We start from the raw sequence: 21,413 nt of genomic DNA on the forward strand, positions 1-21,413 counted from the left end.
TTCACGTCGTCGTGGGAGAGCGGGTCACGGTGACCCGCCGAGCAGGGCCAGGCGTAGGCCGTGCACGGCAATAGCGTCGTTGGATGCGGTGATCTCGCGGATACGGTCGACCCCGTAGGCCGTGATGCGCTCGACCAGGGTGTTCGTCGTCGCAATGTTGGCCTGCGCCTCCCGGGCCGGGTCCTCGCGGCGGGGGAAGGTGTCAAAGTAGATGACGCCGTCGTAGTCGTAGCGCAAGAGGTAGTAGAGGAGCTCAGCCGTCTCCCAGGGGTGGACCGAGGCGACCATGAGCCCGTCGTCGTGCGCGTTGTTGCCGTCGTTGAGGTGGACACCGAAGAGCCGGTCCTCGGCGAGCAGGAGGCTCGCCCCCTGGCCCGGGGCCTCACCCGCCATGAGCATGTGGGCGAAGTCCACGGTGGCGCCGACGCTGGGGCGTGCGATCCGGTCGAGCAGGTACAGGGTGGAGCCCAGGGAGGGGATCAGGGCGTGGACCCGCTCCTCGTAGGGCTTGTACTCGATGCTGAGCCTGACGTCCGGCGCGAAGTCCGCCAGGTCCTGGAAGGTGCTGATGATCAGCGCGGTGTCTGCCGCGTAGTCCTTCTGGAACGCGTAGTCGGTACCGTCGAAGCCCTGCCAGATGGTCACCAGGTCGCAGCCCAGCACCCGGGCCGCCTCGATGCCGTCGCGGGTGAGGTCGACGGCGCGCCGTCTCAGGGAGGGGTCCGGATTGGTGAGCTCGCCGTTGACGAAGTCGTCGCGATAGCGCATGGCCACGGAGTTGGTACGCAGGCCCAGCCGGTCAAGGAGGCTTCTCATCTCTACCGGGTCGAGCGTGTCGAAGTGTTCCGGGTAGTTGAGGTCAACGTCAGTGACACCTTTGATGCCGGCGACCGTTCGCAGGGCCGCCCTGACGTCTCCGTCAACGATGAAGGAGTTGAGCCGGGTCGCGTACCTCATGGAAGAAGGATACAAGTCGCGATCATTAGTGTCAAGTTGTGTCAGAATGAGTCATATTGAGGTGACAAAAAATGTCATACGGTGTGGCTGCGGTTAGCCCGGCTCCCAGGCTGGGCGACGTGGCGGCACGCACCTCCTCGCACCTGGCTGCGGCCCTGGCCTGGTCGGCCCTGGCCTCGCGGTGCGGCGCCCGCCGTCGCGTTGGAAAGTGGTGTGCCGAGAGGTCGCTCCTGGCCTCGCGGTGCGGCGGCCACGGGCCGAGGCTGGTTCCCGCAGGCGGTTATCGTGGGCCGTCTAACCTGGCTGCGTCGTCGCAGCGCGGGCGAGTCACCCGTACCCTTGGACGCGGTGCGCGCTGCCCGCCACAGCGGTGGCCCTGGACCAGGGCCTAGGCGTGCAAGGAACATACCCACTCCGTACCCACACGAAAGGTGTACTCGTGGCTGAGTTCGTCTACCAGATGATCAAGGCACGCAAGGCCCACGGTGACAAGGTCATCCTTGACGACGTCACCATGGCCTTCCTGCCCGGGGCCAAGATCGGCATGGTCGGTCCCAACGGGGCCGGGAAGTCTTCCATCCTCAAGATCATGGCCGGAATCGACCAGCCCTCCAACGGCGAGGCCCGGTTGTCCCCGGGCTACTCGGTGGGCATCCTTCTCCAGGAGCCCCCGCTTAACGAGGACAAGACGGTGCTGGGCAACGTGGAGGAGGGAGTTGCCCAGACCAAGGCCAGGCTCGACCGCTTTAACGAGATCTCGGAGGCCATGGCCGACCCCGACGCCGACTTTGATGCGCTCATGGCTGAGATGGGCGCCCTGCAGGACCAGCTTGACGCAGCGAACGCCTGGGACCTGGACTCCCAGCTGGAGCAGGCCATGGACGCGCTGCGCTGCCCGCCCCCGGACGCGCAGGTGAGGCACCTCTCTGGTGGTGAGCGCCGCCGGGTGGCCCTGTGCCGCCTGCTCCTGGAGGCCCCTGACCTTCTCCTCCTGGACGAGCCCACCAACCACCTGGACGCCGAGTCGGTCCTGTGGCTGGAGCAGCACCTGGCCGCCTACAAGGGTGCGGTCATCGCCGTGACCCACGACCGCTACTTCCTGGACCACGTGGCTCAGTGGATTGCCGAGGTGGACCGTGGTCGCCTCTACCCCTACGAGGGCAACTACTCCACCTACCTGGAGACCAAGGAGAAGCGTCTGGAGGTCCAGGGCAAGAAGGACGCTAAGCTGGCCAAGCGTCTGCGTGAGGAGCTGGAGTGGGTGCGCTCCTCGGCCAGGGGCCGCCAGGCCAAGTCCAAGGCCCGCCTGGCCCGCTACGAGGAGATGGCCGCTGAGGCTGAGCGCACCCGTAAGCTGGACTTTGAGGAGATCCAGATCCCGCCGGGCCCACGCCTGGGAAACCAGGTCCTGGAGGCCACCAACCTGTCCAAGGGCTTCGACGGGCGCACCCTGATCGAGGGGCTGTCCTTCACCCTGCCGCGCAACGGGATCGTGGGTGTGGTGGGACCCAACGGGGTGGGCAAGTCCACCCTGTTCAAGACCATCGTCGGCCTGGAGCCGCTGGACGGCGGCGAGCTCACGATCGGCCAGACCGTTAAGTTGTCCTACGTCGACCAGTCCCGCGCCGGCATTGATGCGGACAAGACGCTGTGGGAGGTCGTCTCCGACGGCCTGGACTACATCCAGGTCGGTAACGTGGAGATGCCCTCGCGAGCCTACGTGGCCTCTTTCGGGTTCAAGGGGGCGGACCAGCAGAAGCCCGCCGGGGTGCTCTCCGGCGGTGAGCGCAACCGGTTGAACCTGGCGCTGACTCTCAAGCAGGGGGGCAACCTTATCCTCCTGGACGAGCCCACCAACGACCTGGACGTGGAGACGCTGGGGTCCCTGGAGAACGCCCTGCTGGAGTTCCCTGGCTGCGCGGTGGTCATCACCCACGACCGCTGGTTCCTCGACCGTGTGGCCACCCACATCCTGGCCTGGGAGGGTACCGAGGAGGACCCGGCCCGCTGGTACTGGTTCGAGGGGAACTTCGCCTCCTACGAGGAGAACAAGGTGGCCCGCCTGGGTGCGGAGGCAGCCCGGCCCCACCGGGTCACCTACCGCAGGCTGACTCGCGGCTGAGGCGGGGCCGCGGCCCAGGCAACGGAAACGTCATAGGACAACGCGGCAGTTTGTTGTCCTATGACGTTTCCGTTGCCTGGGAGTGGCTGGGGCTGTCCTGTGCGACGCAGGCGGGACTGGTGCCCAACCATCTGGTCAGTGCCAGGCCCGCAGTAGCCAGGAAGAAGGGTGCTGCGAGGAGCTGGGGGACCAGCAGGTAGTGCAGCGCCATGACCCGGGGGCGGCTTGGCCACCTGTCCAGCGCGCCCGGGACGAGGACCTCCCCTTCGTTATCGCCTCCGAGCGGGAGCGCCGGGGAACCGGATGCCAGCGCTGCTGAGCCGCTCGGTGCAGCCTTGCCTCCGCCCGTGAGCGGACGTGCTCTCTGAGCGCCCCGTCGCAGCAGGCCCTGCCACGGGCAGGCACTCCTGTCCTCCTGGCCTCTGCCCAGGTCCCCTCCGGGGTCACCTGAGCCTTCCTTGAGAACCTGGGCCGCCTGGTCGGACTCCGTCCGCGCAGTCTGTGTACCGTCGGCTGTGTACCGTCGACCGTGTACCGTTGGCTGTGTGACTGAGCTGAGTCCGGTCGAGGCGTTCTTCCCCATCCTCCGTGCGGCGTGAGACGTAGGAGACCATGCCCGGTCGCCGCCAGAGGTCATCAGGCAAAGGCCACCAGGCTCAGACATAAAGGCTCTTTCGTACGGGTATCAGGGCTTTTATGGCTCTCTTGGCTCTTCCGGCTCTCCTGGCGGATGACGTCCTGCGCCCCTTGCTGCGCAGCAGCCGTGGGCAGTGGACGGGTTGAGGCGGCCCTGCCCTGGCCACGCGCTGACATGAGTCGCCTGAAAGGCGTGCAGGTCGCTGTGAGGGCTACTCAGTGAGCCAGGGAGTCGGCAAGCAAGGAGCTGAGCGTTCTCTCCAGTGCAGATTCTGTACCTTTCTGCGCCGTCTCATGCGGGACCAGGCAGACCCTCTGCCGGGTGCTGCTGGGCAGAGTGATGAGCGAGTGGTTGAGGTGTTCCTCCGGGCCCAGGGCGGAGACGAGCCCAGTGGTGCGGTGTCGGGTGACTCTGGCGCCCAGCACCTGCAGCCAGGCCGCGTAGGCCAGGGTCTCAGCTACCGTGAAGCGCCCCGGGAAGGTGGCCTTCTGGGGGCAGGGAGCCGATGTGGCGCCTACCGTACCGGGCTGAGAGCGGGTGTCGTGGCTGCCCGCACAGAGCCCGAGGAGAGGGGGCAGGCTGACGACGACCCGCAGCAGCGTGTACTTGCCGTTGCCGTTGGGTCCCGCCAGGGCAGCGACACCCCCTTGGCAGCGAAGGTCCACGTCCTCAAGTACCGGGTGACGTCACCGCAGGACTATGCTGGCTGACTCGACCTGGAGAGCAGGAGCTCAGCGGCCCCAGCTGACTACGCTGGCCCCAGCTCTGGCGTTGTTGGTTGCTGGTCGTGCTCTCAGTACTGTGAGTGGTCCTCACGCAAGGATCGTCGTTATCTAGCACACATAATACGCACGGATCATCACGGTGTCTCAGAGGCCTGCTATCGATGTCAGCTGCTGTCACGATGAGCGTCCACTGGCACGACAGCACGGGCGTGCGGCTAGGCCGGGCGCACCCTCAGGCAACAAAAACGTCGTAGGACAACACGGTGCCACGTTGTCCTACGACGTTTCTGTTGCCCGGGTACCCAACCGCACCGTCAGACCGTGGGAGCCTCCTCCGCTGGCTGTGTCGGCGCTGCTGGCTCCTCTGAGTCCTCCACCCGGATGGCCCAGCGTCCTGACCCCTGGGAGGAGGAGGTGGGCATGCGTACCATGCCCTCCTGGGCAATGGTGCACACCAGGCGGCCCATGGAGTCGAAGACCTGGGCGCGGGCCATGCCCCGACCCCCCTGGGAGGAGGGGGAGTCCTGGGCGTAGAGCAGCCAGTCGTTCATGTCCACGTCCCGGTGGAACCACTGAGCGTGGTCCAGCGTGGCCAGGCTCAGGCCCTCGCTGCGCCAGCTCAGCCCCTGGCTGCGCAGCACCGGCTCCAGCATGACCTGGTCGCACACATAGGTCAGCAGCGCCCGGTGCACCGTCTGCGAGGCATCGCCGGGGACTCGTCCGCGTGCCCTCATCCACAGGTGCTGGACACTGCTGGCCTGGCTGGCGGGCCTCAGGTACAGGTTCCCCTCCACGTGGCGCAGGTCAAAGGCGGCGGTGCGTCCCAGGAACTTGGCCACCGGGTGGTCGATGGTCCGGAAGATTTCCAGGGCGCTGGTCAGCTCCTCCGGCCCGGGGACCTGTGGTGGGCTAGCCTGAACTTCTTGTCCCTCCTGCTGCTCCTGGTAGGAGGAGATCATGGACAGGATCGCGACCCCGTCCTGACAGGCCGTGGTGCGGCGCTGAGAGAATGACCGCCCGTCGTGGAGGCGCTCCACGGCAAAGGTGATGTCCTTGTCCGGCTGGCCGCCACGCATGAAGTAGGCGTGGACCGAGTGCACCGCCCTGTCTGCGTCGCTGCCGTCAGGCACGGTGGCGGCTGCGGCCAGCAGCCCCTGGGCCACCACCTGCCCGCCGTACACACGGCCGGAGAGCTGGGGCAGGCTGCCCCCGGTGAAGACGTCCTCCCCGTTCCCGGCAGCAAGGGCGAGGACCCGGGTAACCGAGCCCAGGGGCTCCTCGGTGGCGCTAGGGACGGGGTAGGGGCGCGTCACAGAGCAAGCTCCTCCAGGACCGGGAGCCCGGAGCGCACGGCCGAGCGGGCTTCCTCGGCGGTGGGGCTGTCGATGGCCAGCTGCGCCAGGCGTTGACAGTCAGCGAAGTCCACGGACTTCAGGACCGCGTCGACGTCGGGCAGCGCGCGTGCCGTCATGGACAGACTGGCTACTCCCAGGCCCACCAGTACGACAGCCAGCGCCGGGTCCGCGGCGGCCTCGCCGCACACCCCGACAGGACGGCCGTGGGGGGCCGCGCCGTCGCAGGCCGACTTGATGAGGCGCAGGACCGCCGGCTGCCAGGCCGTGGACAGGTCGGCCAGGGAAGACAGCAGGCGGTCGGCGGCCATGACGTACTGGGTCAGGTCGTTAGTGCCGATCGAGGCGAACTCGGCGTGCTCGAACATCTTGTCCGCCATGATGGCCGCTGAGGGGACCTCGATCATCATGCCTGCTGTCCTCAGGCCGTAGGAGCGTGCCTTGTCCACGAAGGCCTGGGCCTCCTCAGCCGTGGAGATCATCGGGGCCATGACCCACACGTTGGCCTCGGTGTCCGCCTCTGCCCGGGCCAGGGCCTCCAGCTGGTGGTCCAGGACCTCGGGGTCGCGGCGGGAGGTCCGGTAGGCGCGCACCCCCAGGGCAGGGTTGGCCTCGGAGGCGTCGGTGAGGAAGGGCAGGGGCTTGTCCGCCCCGGCGTCCAGGGTGCGCACCACGACCTTCTTTCCGGGGAACGCCTCCAGGACGGCCTTGTAGGCCTCGACCTGCTGGTCGATGCTGGGCTCCTCGGGCTGGTCCAGGAAGCAGAACTCGGTGCGGAACAGGCCCACCCCCATGGCGTTGGCCTCGGCCGCGGAGCGAGCGCCGTCGCCGTCGCCGACGTTGGCCAGGAGCTGGACCTCGCGACCGTCGCGAGTGGCGCCGTCGCCGTGGAACTCCCGCACCCGGCTGGCCAGCTCGCGGGCGCGGCGCAGGGCGTCCTCCGACGGGTTGACGGTGATGGTGCCCTTGGTCCCGTCTACCAGGACGATGTCGCCCTCGGTCAAGGCATCGGTCACCTCGGCCCCGGCACCCACGATTGCCGGGATGCCCAGAGAACGGGCCAGGATCGCCGTGTGGGAGGTGGGACCGCCCTCGGAGGTAACGAAGGCGACGACCTTCTCCGGGTCCAGCAGGGCGGTGTCGGCGGGCGCGAGGTCCTCCGCTACCAGCACGAAGGGCTCGGGTCGGCGGGGGATGCCGGGCATGGGGGAGTCGGTGAGCACCGCGATGATCCGGTCGCGGACGTCGGCTACGTCGCGCGTGCGCTCGGCCATGTAGCCCCCTAGGGACTCCAGCATGGAGGCCAGCGTGCCGGCCGACTCCCACACCGCGCGCGCCGGGACCAGGCGTCGCTCGCGGATCATCGCCTGGGCCGAGGAGGTCAGGGTGGGGTCGGCCGCCATCTGGGCGGTCGTCTCAAGAAGGGTGCGGCCCTCTCCCTTGGCCTCGGCGGCCGACAGCTCCAAGCCCTTCTTGACGGTCAGGGCAGCAGCTGCGACACTGTCGCACGCCTCTTCCAGGTCGGCACCCGAGGGCAGGGTCTCGATCTCCGGCTCGGGGATCGAGGGGGCCATGCGGGCGACTGGCCCGGCGACCAGGCCCGGGCTCACGCCGATGCCTGTGAGGGTGGTGGTGTCGGTGGACGCTGTCATTGCGCTGCTCCTCATCGGAGACGGAACGGGATCGACGCACATTCTGCCTTGTCGAGGCCGGGCGCGAGGGCATTCCGCCAGGGGAAGAAAAGTATCTCGGTGCTCGGGCGCCCTGCGTGGCAGGCGGGGTGGGGGAGTCAGGGCTGGGATAAGGTTGGCTACAACCACGACAGGCCTCATCCGTCCAGGGCCCGTGCGTCTGAGCGGGGTGGGCGTTAGGAGCATTCATGAGTACCGCAGCGGACATCGTCGCCGGCCTTGGCGGGCAGGACAACATCACGGCCCTGGAGCCCTGTATCACGCGGCTGCGGGTGGAGGTCGTGGACCAGGAGAAGGTGGACGAGGAGGCGCTGCGCGCCTGCGGTGCCTTCGGGGTCGTGCGCTCCGGCCGGGTCGTGCAGGTGGTGGTCGGACCCTCCGCCGACGAGATCGCCGCGCAGATCGCGAGCCTGTGACTCGGGTCTTGCCCTGACGGCCCGTCTGACCGTTCGACAACCGCCCGACACCCGATGCCATCCCGATGCCGTCGTCGCGGGCTTACCGCTGGAGCGCGGCGCGCCCTGCGGCCCTAGCCTGGACCACAGGGCAGACTTGACGCTGCTGCCCCGTCCTTCCGGCGTCCCCTGCGTGGGCGCTGCAGCTCGTGCAGGAAGGATGCAAGGGAGCCCGTGCCAAGAACCAACCGCAAGGCTGACCCACACGTATGAACGAGCCCACCTCCCACCGAGCAGACGTCGCCCACGTCCACGAGCCCGCCTCTGAGCGTCTAAAGCAGCTTGCCGAGGCCCACGGGGTCTCGACCGAGTACTGGGACTACCACGGCCACCTCGCTTCGCCGTCGCGCGCCACCCTGGAGGCAGTTCTGGACGCGCTGGGGGTGAGGGCGCACACTGACCAGGAGATCGCACAGGCGCTCACGGAGCACGAGGTCGCCCCGTGGCGCCGCACGCTTCCTCCGGTGGTCGTGGTACGGGCCTCCCGCGCGACCACGGTCCCGGTCCACGTCCCCGACGGTGCCGCGGTCACCCTGAGTGTGCGGCTGGAGGACGGCCGGGTGCGCCCGCTGCAGCAGGTGGAGGACCTCACCCTGCCCAGGGAGGTGGACGGCACCATGCTTGGCCGCGCCTCTTTCTCCCTTCCGCGCGACCTCCCCTCGGATGGCACACGCTGGTGGCCCGGGTGGGCGGCACCCAGGACGGCTCTGCCGGGAGCGCCAGTACGGTGACCAGTACGGTGACCGCCCCCCTGGCGGTTACACCGGACCGCCTGGAGCTGCCCCGCTCGCTGGGCGAGCGCGGTTGGGGCGCCATGGCCCAGCTCTACTCGGTGCGCTCGCGCTCCTCCTGGGGGGTGGGCGACACCGACGACCTCACCGAGCTGGTCAGCTTCCTGGGGGACAAGGGAGCCGACTTCCTGCTCATCAACCCCCTGCACGCGGCCGAGCCTGTCAGCCCCATGACGCCGTCGCCCTACCTGCCGGTCACCCGGCGCTTTGTCAATCCGCTCTATATCCGGCCGGAGAACATCGTGGAGTTCTCTCGCCTGTCAGGACCACGCCGATCCCTGGTGCAGTGGGCCGTGGAGGAGGTCCGGGACTCCGACCTCAGCGCGGAGGCAATCGACCGCGACGCCTCCTGGAAGGCCAAGCGTGAGGCCCTGGAGGTCATCTTCGCCGCCGGGCGCTCCTACTCCCGCCAGCGTGACTTCGAGCGTTTCCGTGCCGAGGAGGGGGAGGGGCTGGAGCGCTTCGCGCTGTGGTGCGCCCTGACGGAGAAGTACGGCCCGCTGGCACAGTGGCCAGCTACCCTCCACGACGCCGACTCCGCCTTCGTCGCCAACGAGGCCCGCACGCTCACGGAGCGGATCGACTTCTACGCCTGGCTCCAGTGGGTCGTTGACGAGCAGCTCGCCCGTGCCCAGGAGGAGGCCAGGGCCTCCGGCATGGCCCTGGGTGTCATGAGCGACCTCGCTGTGGGTGTGCACGCCTACGGTGCTGACGTGTGGGCCGAGCCGGACGCCTTCGCCCGGGGGGTGACGGTCGGGGCGCCGCCGGACATGTACAACCAGCAGGGGCAAAACTGGTCTCAGCCGCCGTGGAGCCCCGCCTACCTGGCGGAGTCTGCCTACGCCCCCTGCGTGAGATGCTGCGCACGGTGCTGCGCCACTCCGGCGCGTTGCGTATCGACCACGTTATCGGGCTGTTCCGCCTGTGGTGGATCCCCGCGGGGATGGCGGCCAATCACGGGGCCTACGTCCGTTACGACCACGAGGCGATGATGGGCGTGGTCCTCCTGGAGGCCTACCGGGCCGGGGCCGTCATCATCGGGGAGGACCTGGGGACGGTGGAGCCGTGGGTGCGCGACTACCTGACCAGCCGCGGCGTGCTGGGTACTAGCGTGCTGTGGTTCGAGAAGCAGGGCGACGGGTGGCCGCTGCAGCCCCAGGATTACCGGCACCTGGCGCTGTCCACGGTCTCGACCCACGACCTTCCGCCCACAGCGGGCTACCTTGCTGACGAGCACGTCGAGCTGCGGGAGCGGCTGGGGCTGCTGACCCAGCCGGTGGACCAGGTGCGCACGGAGGCGCGCATCGAGCGTGACCGGATGCTGTCGCGTCTGCGTGAGCACGGGCTGCTGGGGAACCAGCCCACGGAGCGTGAGGTGATCGAGGCGCTCCACAGGTACGTGGTGCGTACCCCCTCCGTGCTGGTCGGCGTCGCGCTGACCGACGGTGTCGGGGAGCGCAGGGCGCAGAACCAGCCCGGTACGGACCAGGAGTACCCCAACTGGAAGATGCCGCTGGCCGACGGCTCCGGCGAGGTCGTCATGATCGAGGACCTCCCCGGTAACGTCCGCCTGTCGAGCTTGCTCGCCGCCGTCAGCAAGGAGCTCTCTGGGACCTCCGGGACCTCCGGGCCTTCCCACCTGTCGGTGCGTTCCCGCTGACGGCCCGTACGGCCGCTACCTGTCCGTTACTTCCCCGTCACTGCGCAGTCGCAGCAGTCTCAGCCGCCTGGGCGCGGGCTACCCTCACCGTGTCGTCCAGGTTCTCCTGCACGATCCGGCGCAGGGCGGCAGGGGCCTGTGGGTGGGAGTCCAGCCAGCTTCGCAGGGCGCCCTGGGGGTCCGAGCCCGCCTCCGTACCTTCCAGGGCCTCAGGGGACCTAAGGCCGACGGTGGCGCACGACCACAGCCCTGACAGCAGGTTCTCAGCCATGTGGAAGGTCCGGGACTCCCAGATCTGCTCGATCTGGGCGACGTAGTCCGTCACGAAGGGCAGGAGCAGGTCAGGGCGGCGCTCCACGTCGGTGAACCCGCGCAGGACACGGACCTGGGTCTCGTTAGGCATGGTGGTGTCCTCCACCAGCTCGCGCCACGTGCGCCTCTTGGCCTCGGGTGTGGGGATGCTGGCGCGGGCCTGGGCGGCGCGCTCGCGGCCGGTGGTGGTGACGTCACGGCGGGCCTCGGCGGCAATCTGCTCCTCGCCCCACCGGCCCGCTGCCACCAGTCCGGTCAACACCTCCCAGCGCAGGTCCTGGTCCATGGTCAGGCCGTCCAGGTGCCGGGTACCGTCCAGCAGCCCCTCCAGGACGTCGAGCTGGGAGGGGGCGACCGCGTGCGCGGCGACGGCGCGGACCAGCTGGAACTGCTTGTCGCTTCCCGGTGCGGCGGTCTCTACCAGGTCCAGGAGAGCCGTGGTGGTATGGAGGGCTGCCTGCTGACGGCGTGCAGGGGGAAGGTAGAGGGACAGGCAGGTGGCGAGGCGGCCCAGCAGCCCCTGGACGACCGAGGAGCTCTCTTCCACACGCAGCGCCTGAAGGGCGGCATCACGGTAGCGGGAGGCCGCGAGCTCGCCGTCGCGGACCATGTCCCAGGCGCAGGCCAGCAGCACCGAGCGTGGCAGGGAGGCGGTGAAGGCCTCCACGTGCTCCAGCCCCAGGGCCAGGGACCCGGCGTCCAGGCGGGTCTTGGCGTAGGTAAGGTCCTCGTCGTTGAGAAGAAGGACGTCTGGGCGGCGGGTGCCCACCAGGGCCGGTACCGGCGTAAGCTCGCCCTCCACGTCGAGCTCGACGCGTCCGGTCCGCTCTATCCGGGCGCTGTCCGGCCCGTCGCCTGTCCGCAGGCTGTAGGAGCCCAGGACCACGCGGTGCGGGCGCAGCGAAGCTGGTGAACCTGCAGGCACCTCCTGACGGACCGCCGCAGAGGTGATGACGTCGTCGTCGTCCACGGTGACCTCGGTGCGCAGGGTCGTGACCCCCGCCTCCTGGAGCCACACGCGCGTCCAGGCTGACAGGTCCCGGCCGGAGACGGCCTCCAGCTCGGCCAGCAGGTCAGCCAGCTCAGCGTTGTCGTAGGCGTGAGCCTGAAGGTACCTCGCGATGCCGGTGAAGAAGCTCTCGCGCCCGACGTAGCCGACCAGCGCCGCCAGGACCGAGGCGCCTTGGCGTAGGTGATGCCGTCGAAGTTGACCTCGACGTCGTGGAGGTCGGTGATCTCCGCCGCCACGGGGTGGGTCGAGCTGAGCTGGTCCTGGTTGTAGGCCCACCCCTTCTCCAGGGTCTGGAAGGTGGTCCACGCCTGGCTCCAGCGCGTGGTCTCGGCAGTGGCCAGGGTGGAGGTGTACTCGGCGAAGGACTCGTTGAGCCACAGGTCGTTCCACCACCTCATGGTCACTAGGTCGCCAAACCACATGTGCGCCAGCTCGTGGAGGATGGTCACGGCACGGCGCTCGACCCGGGCCTCCACGGGGCGGGAGCGGAACACGTAGTCGTCCCGGTGGGTCACGCACCCCGCGTTCTCCATCGCTCCGGCGTTGAACTCGGGGACGAAGACCTGGTCGTACTTGGGGAAGGGGTAGGCGGTCCCGAAGAGGTCCTCGTAGTAGGCCAGGCCCTTCCTGGTCAGCTCCAGAACCTCCTGGGCGTCCAGGTGCTCGGCCAGGCTGGCCCGGCAGTAGACGCCCAGGGGCACCTCCCGCCCGTCCGGTGCCGTGTAGACGTCGGTGACTCCCACGTAGGGGCCGGCCACGACGGCTGTCACGTAGGAGCTCAGTCGCTGGGTGGGGGCGAAGGCGAACCGGGAGGCCGCAGCGCCGTCCGCCCCGGTCGTGGCTGTGGGGGAGGGAGTGGGGGAGTTGGACAGGACGGTCCACTCCCGGGGCACGGTGACGGTGAAGGTGAAGGTGGCCTTGAGATCAGGCTGCTCGAAGACTGCGTAGACGCGCCGGGAGTCGGGGACCTCGAACTGGCTGTAGAGGTAGGTCTGTCCGTCGGCCGGGTCGGTGAAGCGGTGCAGCCCCTCACCGGTGTGCATGTAGGCGCAGTCGGCGGTGACCACCAGCTCGTTGGACTCCTCCAGGTTGTCCAGGGCGATACGTGAGTCGGCGTAGACCTCGGCCGGGTCCAGGACCCGGCCGTTGAGGCTGACAGAGCTGAGCTCGGTGGCGATGAGGTCGATGAAGGTCGACGATCCGGGGACGGCCGTGAAGCGCACGGTCGTGGAGGAGCGGAAGACCTTGTCTCCCGTGGTGAGGTCCAGGACGACGTCGTAGCTGTCGGTGGCGATGGTCGCGGCACGGGCGACGGCCTCGTCACGGGTCAGGTTCTGCCCTGGCATGGGTGCTCCTTGTGGTGGTGGGCGGATGTCGTGTGCGGCCGTGGCTGCGGCTGGGGACGTGGTCGGCGCGGGCGGCACGCTCACGCGTGGACGCGCGGCGAGGGGTCCCGGGGGTGATTGTCGCACTGTGGGGCAGCCAGGAGAAGCGTGGGAGGGGCTTCTGCGCGCCCGCTGACGTACCGGCCCGGAATCGCGAGACACGCCCCACGGAGTCGGTGAGGTCGGCAGGGCCTCGGCTGGCAGGGTCCCAGTCGGCAGGGCGAGGTCGCTAGCCTAGCGGGACCCCGTGGTGCACGAGCCGGGGGAGTGGCCGTGCTCGGCCAGGACCTCCATGGTCGTGTCGTCGGCGAAGGCCACGATGGAGACGTCGTTGCCCGGGCTGTCCTGGTTCTGGCCGGTGTCAGTCTCCAAGACCGGGACGTCAACTATCTCCAGCCCGTGGCTGGTCTGCGCACGGGTATCGTCGTGACGGGCGCCGCGGTCGTGACCTGTGTCGGGCGCCGAGGCAAGTGCGCGGGCCAGGGAGACCATGTCGGTGGTCCCTGTGCCCGTGTCGAGGGTCAGGTGGCTGGCCAGCTCATGGGCCAGCCGGTGGGCACCCCAGGGAGTACGCGTCTGCTCCCTGACCGCGCTCAGCGTCGCCGTCATGACGGACGTGATGTACTCGTTCCGACGACTCTTGCCCTCCTGCGGGCTCAGGGCGGTCCACGTCTGCCCCTGCAGCACCTCAGGATGACGGGACCGGACCAGGGCGAGGGCCTGGGAGCCGGAGAGCCGCTGTCTCCCGGCCGAAGGCAGGCTGAGACCGGTGTAGGAGTCCTTGACGGGCTCGGGCACCTCGACCTCCAGACCTCCCAGGGAGTCGATGACGGCGGCGAACTGGGCCATGTCGAGGACGACAAGGTGCGTGGTGGACACACCCAGGCCCCGGCACAGGAGGTCAACCGTTCTCTGGGCCCCGGAGAGGTAGCTGGTAGCCAGTCGCTCCATCGACCCGTCCGCGTCGAGCAGCACCAGGTCGCGCGGCAGCGTGAGTACCGTCAGGCCGCCCTGCCGGGGCTGGACAAGAGCCAGGACGTCGGCGCGGGACCCGGGTACCTCGCTGGCCGATCCGTAGTAGTCCGGTCCCTCGGGTACCGTCTCCCGGGAGTCCACACCGAGCACGAGCCAGGTTTGCTCGGGCTGCCTGTCCTGGGCCGAGTCCGGGGAGAGCGTGGCGGAGGGCACGGAGGTCGGCATAGTGACGTCGACCCGCTGCGGCCGTGAGGACAGGACGGCGACGTCAGCGCCCCCAGCGACCACCAGGACCAGCACAAGCAGGGTTGCGTACAGGCTGGCCCGTCGTCGGCGACGTGCAGGGGGGAGGGCGCCGTCAGGCGCCCTCCCCCCTGCACGCGAGTGGTGTGAGCGAGTCATCTTGCCATTGTGCCGCCTGTGCCGCTCCTGGGTGGGACGCGGCTACAGCGAGGCCTTGTGGCGACGGACGTAGAGTGCGCCTGCCCCGCTGAGGGCCAGGACGAGGGCGAGCCCGCCGACGAGCAGGGTGCTGGTGCCGGTGCGCGCCAGGCCTGAGGCGTCGGACTCGGCTGCGGCGCGGGTGGATCCCGCGGTCACGGAGACCGTGGGGCTCGTGCCCGACGCGGAGCGGTCCTCAGCCTGCTGCCCCTCAGCCGTCAGCTCGGTGGCGACAGCCCCCTGGTCAGGGTCCTCAGCCGCAGGGTCACCGGTACCGACGGCGTCGGAGTCGGTACCGTCCTCGCTGTCACTGATGACCGAGTAGGTACCGTCCGAGACCTGGATGAGCTTCCTGCTGGTGGCGTACTCCCCGTAGCGTGACCCGCTCAGGGCCAGCCGGTAGGTACCGTTGGCGACGTCGGAGGGAGCCGCCAGGGAGCCGTTGACACTGCCGTCGTCAGCGGCAGTGAGACTACCCAGTGAGGCAGCCCTCGCTCCGGTGTCGAGCGACTCCAGGTAGACCTCGACGGTCTCGCCCGGGGTGAAGCCGTTAGCCTCAATGGTGAAGACCTGGGAGCCGGCCTCACCCTTGATGTAGAAGGTTCCCGTGACCGGCGTGCTGTCCAGGGTGACGCCGTAGCGTGCGGTGCTGGTGGTCTCGCTGTAGGCCATGCAGGCAGCGGACACGGCCCAGCCGTCCGCGTCGACGTCACCGCCGCTGGTAGTAACCAGCGCGGCGACATCGAGAGTGGCGCTCCAGGTTCCGTCAGCCGCAGGGGTCACTGTCACCGCGCTGCTCAGGTCCTGGCTGCCCGGGGGAGCAGGGCGACGCTGACTGTCGCGTCCTGCCCGGTGCATCCGCTACCAGAGACGGTGTAGGACGTAGCTGATGGGTCGACGACCGCCTCTCCCCTCGCGCTGAAGTCGCTGGCTGCCCCGGCTGGAGTGGCCAGCAGAGAGGCGCCGACCAGCGCGGCTGTGGCGCTGGCAACAGCGAAGGGACGTCGAAGAGGCATCGTTCCTCCAAGGGTGGGATGAGGTAAGAGGGTGACGTTGTGATGTCACCGTGACACACCGAGACTAGCGTGAAGGTGACACTCCTGACAACTGCGGTCGTAACGAAAATGTGACCTCCTGATGAGAGGTCTGTCCCAAAAGAGGCGTGCCAGCGGGGTAGCGCCCCGTCCGGGCCGTCTCCCAGGAGCTCGTCCAGTACCAAGTCCTCACAGGTGACTGACGTGCCAGTCATCCTGTGAGGACTTGGTGCCCCTCGGTCTGGCTGGTCCTGACCGGCCGGGCCCCGGGGGCCACTACCATGGTGACGGGCTACCAGATAGTCACCCGTTCCTGCGGGTCCAGCCATAGGCGGTCCTGGGGGCCGACGTCGAAGGCCTCGTAGAAGGCGTCGACGTTGCGCACGATCCCGTTGCAGCGGAACTCTGACGGGGAGTGGGGGTCCACGGTGAGAAGCAGCTCGGCGTAGTCGTCGCGGTTCTTGCCCCGCCAGATCCTTGCCCAGGAGCAGAAGAAGCGCTGCAGCCCGGTCATGCCGTCGATGACTGGTGCCTGGTCCAGCGAGCCGACGCCGGTCTCGGCCAGCGCCAGGCGGTAGGCCTTGAGCGCGATCCCCAGGCCTCCCAGGTCTCCAATGTTCTCACCGATAGTCAGGGCACCGTTGACGTGAGGAACCTCCTCCACCGGGGTCCCCTCCCGCCGCGCGCGCTCCAGCAGCGCTGCGGGCACATAGGAGCTGTACTGGTCGATGAGGGCGCGGGTGCGCTGGGTGAAGGCCTCGCGGTCGGCCTCGCTCCACCAGTCGCTGACCCGCCCCGTCCCGTCGAAGGTTGAGCCCTGGTCGTCGAAGCCGTGCCCGATCTCGTGGCCGATGACCGCCCCGATGCCCGCGTAGTTGACAGCGTCGTCGGCGTCGGGGTCGAAGAAGGGAGGCTGGAGGATCGCTGCCGGGAAGACGATCTCGTTCATGGTCGGGTTGTAGTAGGCGTTGACCGTCTGTGGGGTCATATGCCACTCCTCGCGGTCCACGGGACCCTCCAGCTTGCGCAGCGCCCGGGCCGTGTCGGCGGCCTCGACGCTGCGCACCGAGGCGAGCAGGTCCCCCGGTGTCACCACGACGGCGGAGTAGTCCCGCCAGCGCACGGGGTAGCCGATCTTGGCGGTGAACTGGGAGAGCTTGTCCAGCGCCCGCTCCCGCGTGGCCTGGCTCATCCAGTCCAGGGAGGAGATCGACTGCCGGTAGGCCTCAATGAGACGGGCGACCAGCTCCTCTACCAGGGCCTTGTGCGAGGCGGGGAAGTGGCGCTGGACGTAGAGCTCCCCCAGGGCCTCACCCAGGCAGCCCTCCACCAGGCCTACCCCCCGCTTCCAGCGGGCGCGCAGCTCGTCGGTGCCCTGGAGAGTGCGCCCGTAGAAGCCGAAGTTCTCCTCAACAAAGGCGCGTGACATCAGTGCGGCCCGGCCGTGGACCACGTGCCAGGCGGCCCAGGCCTTGAGGGACACCAGGCTGGTGGCCTCCCAGGTTCCTGCGGCATGGGCGAGGTAGTCAGGCTGGCAGACGATTGCCTCCTGCAGGAAGGAGGTCTGCTCCACGTCGGCGGCCGCGGCCGCCTCCAGGACCCCGGCCTGCCACTGCTGCCACGGGAAGCCCGGGGCAGAGCCGACCAGGTCCGGCCACGAGGTCGGGTTGTTCATCTTCTCCACGTCTCGGCAGGTCACCCGGTCCCAGTGGCCCCGGGCCAGGGCCGTCTCCAGCTCCATGACCCTGCGGGCCAGGTCGGCGGCGCAGGTACCGTCGGCCCCCTCGGGGGCCAGGGCGGAGGGCAGCCCTGCCAGGTCAAGCATCCTGGCCACGTGCGCCACGTAGGACTCCCGCAGCCCCGCCTGGTCGTCCTCACGGTAGTAGGACTCATCGGGAAGCCCGATCCCTGCCTGGGAGACCCAGGTGGTGTAGCGCCCCGGATCGTTGAGGTCGTTGTCCACGCCCACGGAGACGACGCCGGTGAAGCCGCTGGGCAGCAGCCTGCCCAGCACCCGGGCCAGCTCCTCCTTGGTGTCGGCCGCCAGGACAGGGGCTATCTCGGGTTCTAGGACGCGGGCGCCCAGATCCTCCAGGTGATCCTCGTCCATGAAGGCCGCGTACAGGGCACCGATCCGCCCCGGCCCCGAGTCCAGGTCATGGCCCGCCGCCGCTGCCTCCTCCACGATCTGGCGGCACGCCTCCTCGGCAGCATCCCGAAGTTCGACAAAGGCGCCAGTGCCGGGGCGGTCGGCAGGAATCTGGGCCTGCGCCAGCCAGGTCCCGTTCACGTAGCGGAACAGGTCGTCCTGGGGCCGGGGCTCGGCAACGGCGTCGGTACCTGCGGGAGAGGAGGCACCCTGGCTCTGCCCCTGGGCGGCAGGAGCGTCGCCGGGGGTCTGGCCGGGGGCGTCGAGGGGAGGCTGGTCGAGCCCCTGGTCCCGGGAGGAAGAGGGGAACGAGGACGCGGGGACGAGGAGGAGTCGCTCATGCGCGCACGCTATCCTGGGGTGGCGCTCCGGTACGGGCCGTGTCTGCGGTGTAGAGGGGTGTTCGCGTGAGGCACAATCGTCTCATGCGCATCCACATCGCCTCCGACCACGCGGGCTTCGAGCTCAAGGCTGCCGTCCGCCAGCACCTGACCGCTCGTGGGCACGAGGTGGTTGACCACGGTGCCCACACTTTTGACCCCGACGACGACTACCCGGCCTTCTGCCTGGAGTGTGGTGAGGCCGTGGTTGCTGACGAGGGCAGCCTGGGGATCGTCCTGGGGGGCTCCGGCAACGGCGAGCAGATCGCTGCCAACAAGGTTGACGGTGTGCGAGCGGCTCTGGCGTGGTCCCTGGAGACCGCCAGGCTGGCCCGCCAGCACAACAACGCCAACGTTGTCGCCCTAGGAGGGCGGATGCACAGCCTGGACCAGGGGCTGGGGATCATTGACGCCTTCATCGCCGAGCCCTTCAGCGGCGACGAGCGCCACGCACGTCGTATCTCCCAGCTGGCGGACTACGAGGTGCGCGTCCACGGTGCCGCTGCCACCCCTGGTGCCGGAGGGGCTGGCGCTTCTGGTGGTGGTGCCGGTGTCTCGCCCGAGGACTGAGTCGTGCCGGAGGGACACACGATCCACCGTCTGGCGGCAGCCCTGGCCGAGCTCTATGGCGGGCAGCGCCTGAGGGCCTCCTCCCCGCAGGGCCGCTTCGCCGAGGGCGCCGCCAGGCTGGACGGACTCGTGCTCCTGGGCGCCCAGGCCCACGGAAAGCACCTGTTCGTGGCCCTCGCTCCCGTCCGGGACCTCCCTGTGGACCACGAGTCCGTCACCTGGCTGAGGGTCCACCTGGGCCTGTACGGCTCGTGGACCTTTGACGGGGACAGCAGCTTCACCGCCCCGCACGCCATCGGTGCTCCCCGGCGGCGCGTGGGGGAGCGGGGTGAGCACGCGCTCAGGGCGGGGGCGGCTCCGCCCTGAGCGGGCTGAGCGGTCACGTGCCCGGGGCCGGTGGCGAGGACAGCGACACGACTGGTGAGAGTGGCGAGAGTGACGGGGGCGGGGTCGGCGACAACGGCGGTGGCGGTGCTGTCGCCCCGGGCCGGTGGCACCCGCCAGTGCCTCGCGGGGCCGTGCGGCTGCGTCTGCAGGGGGACCACGGCGTGGCTGACCTGACGGGGCCAGCCGCCTGCGAGCTGCTGGACGGGGAGGGTGTGGCAGCGGTGCGCCGTCGCCTGGGCCCGGACCCTCTGCGCGCCGACGGGGACGTGGAGGCCTTCGTGGCGGCGGTACGCTCCAGGAGGCGCAGCATCGGGGAGCTTCTCATGGACCAGTCGGTCATCGCCGGGGCCGGCAACATCTTCCGTGCCGAGACGCTGTTCCGTGTCGGCGTCTCCCCGTTCCGGGCGGGCAGCCGGGTCAGCGAGGCCCGGCTGCACCGGATCTGGGAGGACCTGGGTCCGCTCATGGACTACGGGGTGGCCACCGGGTTCATTACCACGGTAGAGGTGGACGACGTCCCTGACCCTCTGCCTGAGGACGACCCGGAGGCTGGACGCTGGTACGTCTACCACCGCAGCGGCCGCTCCTGCCTGCGGTGCGCAGCCGTGGTGCGTGAGCGCGAGGTTGCTGGCCGTCGGCTGTTCTGGTGCCCGGTGTGCCAGGCTGCCTGACACGTCGGGCACAAGGGCGCAGGCCAGGTGCAGGACGGTCAGATGTAGATCGTGGGGTCGAGCATGAGCTCGGGGTCGGTGCGTGGGTCCCGGGCGCGCGCGGGTACGCCCACACCGACATGCTCGGCGGGCAGGTTCTTCACCAGGACCGCGTTGGCGCCGATCTTGGCCCCGTCCTCCACCGTCACCGGCCCCAGGACCTTGGCGCCCGCCCCGATCTGGACGTCATTGCCGATCGTGGGATGGCGTTTGCCGGGGTTCATGGAGACCCCGCCCAGAGTGACGCCATGGAACATGAGCACGTCGTCGCCGACCTCCGCGGTCTCCCCGATGACCACACCCATACCGTGGTCGATGAAGAAGCGGTTGCCGATCCGGGCGGCGGGGTGGATCTCGATGCCCGTGACGCCGCGGGCCACCTGGGACAGTGCCCGGGCGGCGAACCGGTGGCCGCGGTGCCAGAGCTTGTGGGCAGCGCGGTGCGCCCACAGGGCGTGGACCCCGGGTAGAGCAGGGCCACCTCGACGCTGGAGCGGGCAGCCGGGTCGCGGCGTCGCGCCGTGGCCAGGTCCTCGCGCGCCAGGTCTAGGAGGGGTCTGTTGGGGTCGTGCATGAGGTGCTCCTTGTCCGCGGCACCGCTCCAGCCAGGTAGGGCCTCGGGCGCCGTGAGGTGAGTGTCTGTGGCGCCCCACCCGAGGGCAGGGGCGCCACAGGGTCTGGTCTGGTCGTCAGTCGAGCAGGTCCTGGAAGAGGACGGTGCTCAGGTAGCGCTCGCCAGTGTCGGGCAGGACGGTGACGATGGTCTTGCCCTCCATCTCGGGCCGCTGGGCCAGCTGGACGGCAGCGGCCAGGGCCGCACCTGAGGAGATCCCCACGAGCAGGCCCTCCTCGGCGGCAGCGCGCCGGGCGTAGGTGATGGCCGCCTGGGACTCGACGTGCAGCAGCTCGTCCCAGATCTCCTGGTCGAGCACCTCCGGGATGATGTTGGGGCCGATGCCCTGGATCTTGTGCGGGGACCAGGACCCCTCACTGAGCAGTGGCGACTCGGCGGGCTCCACGCCGACCACCGTGACCTCCGGCTTCTCCTCGCGCAGCACCTGGCCCACGCCGGTCAGGGTGCCGCCGGTGCCGATGCCGGCCACGAAGACGTCCAGCTCGCCCCCGGTGGCCTCCAGGATCTCGCGGGCTGTGGTCTCGCGGTGGACCTGGGGGTTGGCCGGGTTGGCGAACTGGGAGGCCAGGATGGAGTTGGGGGTGGCTGCCTGGATCTCCTCCGCCCGCTTGACGGCTCCGGCGACACCGCCCTCGGTGGTGAGCACCAGCTCGGCGCCGAAGGCCCGCATGATGGCGCGGCGCTCCTTGGAGAAGGTCTCCGGCATCGTGATGACGACCCTGTAGCCCAGGGCGGCCCCCACCATGGCCAGGCCCACCCCGGTGTTGCCGGAGGTTGCCTCCACGATGGTGCCGCCGGGCTGGAGCTCTCCCGACCTCTCTGCGGCGCGCACGATGGACAGGGCGATGCGGTCCTTGACTGAGGAGGCTGGCTCGAAGGCCTCCACCTTGGCCAGGACCGTGGCCGGGGCGCCGTCGGTGACGCGGTTGATGCGGACCAGTGGGGTGTTGCCGACGAGGGCGGTGACGTCGTGAGCGTATGTCATGGGTGTTCCTTTGCTGGTACTGGGGTGGGACGTGCCGTCGGTGTCATGG

13 protein-coding genes and 4 pseudogenes are annotated in these 21,413 nt (G+C 69.4%); 5 read left to right on the plus strand and 12 right to left on the minus strand.

The window, feature by feature from the left end:
* Window positions 1–24: 24 nt before the first annotated feature.
* Window positions 25–957: a sugar phosphate isomerase/epimerase family protein gene (locus tag D5R93_RS04310; RefSeq protein WP_119835785.1), complete on the minus strand. Its 933-nt coding sequence runs from the start codon at window positions 955–957 to the stop codon at window positions 25–27.
* Between the two features lie 439 nt (window positions 958–1,396).
* Between D5R93_RS04310 and ettA the strand changes: the two genes are divergently transcribed.
* The gene (ettA, locus tag D5R93_RS04315) at window positions 1,397–3,079 is read left to right on the plus strand and encodes an energy-dependent translational throttle protein EttA (RefSeq protein ID WP_119835784.1); all 1,683 of its coding nucleotides are present in this window, start codon (window positions 1,397–1,399) and stop codon (window positions 3,077–3,079) included.
* A gap of 58 nt (window positions 3,080–3,137) precedes the next feature.
* Here the strand turns inward: ettA and D5R93_RS13155 are convergent, their stop codons facing one another.
* From D5R93_RS13155 to ptsP, 4 genes are all read right to left on the minus strand, one after another.
* The gene (locus tag D5R93_RS13155; protein ID WP_162933829.1) at window positions 3,138–3,290 is read right to left on the minus strand and encodes a hypothetical protein; all 153 of its coding nucleotides are present in this window, start codon (window positions 3,288–3,290) and stop codon (window positions 3,138–3,140) included.
* 641 nt (window positions 3,291–3,931) lie between these two features.
* A complete protein-coding gene (locus D5R93_RS04325; protein ID WP_120203996.1) occupies window positions 3,932–4,381 on the minus strand; it encodes a P-loop NTPase family protein in 450 nt (149 codons plus the stop codon).
* 374 nt (window positions 4,382–4,755) lie between these two features.
* Complete coding sequence (locus D5R93_RS04330; protein WP_119835781.1) at window positions 4,756–5,754, minus strand: acyl-CoA thioesterase; 999 nt, start codon at window positions 5,752–5,754, stop codon at window positions 4,756–4,758.
* On the minus strand, window positions 5,751–7,445 hold the full coding sequence (ptsP, locus tag D5R93_RS04335; protein ID WP_119835780.1) for a phosphoenolpyruvate--protein phosphotransferase: 1,695 nt from the start codon (window positions 7,443–7,445) through the stop codon (window positions 5,751–5,753). Before ptsP ends, D5R93_RS04330 begins: the two co-directional genes overlap by 4 nt.
* A gap of 227 nt (window positions 7,446–7,672) precedes the next feature.
* Here ptsP and D5R93_RS04340 point away from each other — a divergent pair, with 227 nt between their 5' ends.
* Both D5R93_RS04340 and malQ read left to right on the plus strand, forming a co-directional pair.
* Window positions 7,673–7,900: a PTS sugar transporter subunit IIB gene (locus tag D5R93_RS04340; protein WP_119835779.1), complete on the plus strand. Its 228-nt coding sequence runs from the start codon at window positions 7,673–7,675 to the stop codon at window positions 7,898–7,900.
* Between the two features lie 248 nt (window positions 7,901–8,148).
* Window positions 8,149–10,390: pseudogene (gene malQ / locus D5R93_RS04345) on the plus strand (4-alpha-glucanotransferase).
* A 37-nt stretch (window positions 10,391–10,427) separates the two neighbouring features.
* Here malQ and pepN read toward each other — a convergent pair.
* The 5 genes and pseudogenes from pepN to D5R93_RS04370 form a co-directional block, all read right to left on the minus strand.
* A pseudogene (gene pepN / locus D5R93_RS04350) lies at window positions 10,428–13,060 on the minus strand (aminopeptidase N).
* Between the two features lie 273 nt (window positions 13,061–13,333).
* On the minus strand, window positions 13,334–14,476 hold the full coding sequence (locus tag D5R93_RS04355) for an LCP family protein (RefSeq protein ID WP_120203999.1): 1,143 nt from the start codon (window positions 14,474–14,476) through the stop codon (window positions 13,334–13,336).
* Between the two features lie 42 nt (window positions 14,477–14,518).
* Window positions 14,519–15,304 carry a hypothetical protein gene (locus D5R93_RS04360; protein WP_120204002.1) on the minus strand — a complete coding sequence of 262 codons (786 nt, stop codon included), beginning with the start codon at window positions 15,302–15,304 and terminating at the stop codon, window positions 14,519–14,521.
* A gap of 8 nt (window positions 15,305–15,312) precedes the next feature.
* Window positions 15,313–15,531 (minus strand): hypothetical protein, encoded by a 219-nt coding sequence (locus D5R93_RS04365; protein WP_120204004.1) that lies wholly within the window; start codon window positions 15,529–15,531, stop codon window positions 15,313–15,315.
* Between the two features lie 310 nt (window positions 15,532–15,841).
* Complete coding sequence (locus D5R93_RS04370) at window positions 15,842–17,839, minus strand: M13 family metallopeptidase (protein ID WP_243106943.1); 1,998 nt, start codon at window positions 17,837–17,839, stop codon at window positions 15,842–15,844.
* A gap of 284 nt (window positions 17,840–18,123) precedes the next feature.
* Here D5R93_RS04370 and D5R93_RS04375 point away from each other — a divergent pair, with 284 nt between their 5' ends.
* Together D5R93_RS04375 and D5R93_RS04380 are read left to right on the plus strand one after the other, a co-directional pair.
* Window positions 18,124–18,648, plus strand: a complete 525-nt coding sequence (locus tag D5R93_RS04375; protein WP_120204009.1) for a ribose-5-phosphate isomerase — start codon at window positions 18,124–18,126, stop codon at window positions 18,646–18,648.
* A 3-nt stretch (window positions 18,649–18,651) separates the two neighbouring features.
* Window positions 18,652–19,706 (plus strand): annotated as a pseudogene (locus D5R93_RS04380) (Fpg/Nei family DNA glycosylase).
* A gap of 38 nt (window positions 19,707–19,744) precedes the next feature.
* On the opposite strand, the pseudogene cysE reads toward D5R93_RS04380, so the two are convergent.
* Together cysE and cysK are read right to left on the minus strand one after the other, a co-directional pair.
* Window positions 19,745–20,319, minus strand: a pseudogene (cysE, locus tag D5R93_RS04385) (serine O-acetyltransferase).
* Window positions 20,320–20,434: 115 nt separating this feature from the next.
* The gene (gene cysK / locus D5R93_RS04390) at window positions 20,435–21,364 is read right to left on the minus strand and encodes a cysteine synthase A (RefSeq protein ID WP_119835770.1); all 930 of its coding nucleotides are present in this window, start codon (window positions 21,362–21,364) and stop codon (window positions 20,435–20,437) included.
* Window positions 21,365–21,413 lie beyond the last annotated feature (49 nt).

The organism is Actinomyces lilanjuaniae, from assembly GCF_003606385.1.
GTDB classification, from domain to species: domain Bacteria; phylum Actinomycetota; class Actinomycetes; order Actinomycetales; family Actinomycetaceae; genus Actinomyces; species Actinomyces lilanjuaniae.

Coding starts and splice junctions, on each gene's coding strand:
- D5R93_RS04310 (WP_119835785.1), bottom strand. CDS start 957: ATGAGGTACGCGACCCGGCTCAACTCCTTCATCGTTGACGGAGACGTC.
- D5R93_RS13155 (WP_162933829.1), bottom strand. CDS start 3,290: ATGGCGCTGCACTACCTGCTGGTCCCCCAGCTCCTCGCAGCACCCTTC.
- ptsP (WP_119835780.1), bottom strand. CDS start 7,445: ATGACAGCGTCCACCGACACCACCACCCTCACAGGCATCGGCGTGAGC.
- D5R93_RS04340 (WP_119835779.1), top strand. CDS start 7,673: ATGAGTACCGCAGCGGACATCGTCGCCGGCCTTGGCGGGCAGGACAAC.
- D5R93_RS04355 (WP_120203999.1), bottom strand. CDS start 14,476: ATGACTCGCTCACACCACTCGCGTGCAGGGGGGAGGGCGCCTGACGGC.
- D5R93_RS04365 (WP_120204004.1), bottom strand. CDS start 15,531: ATGCCTCTTCGACGTCCCTTCGCTGTTGCCAGCGCCACAGCCGCGCTG.
- D5R93_RS04375 (WP_120204009.1), top strand. CDS start 18,124: ATGCGCATCCACATCGCCTCCGACCACGCGGGCTTCGAGCTCAAGGCT.
- cysK (WP_119835770.1), bottom strand. CDS start 21,364: ATGACATACGCTCACGACGTCACCGCCCTCGTCGGCAACACCCCACTG.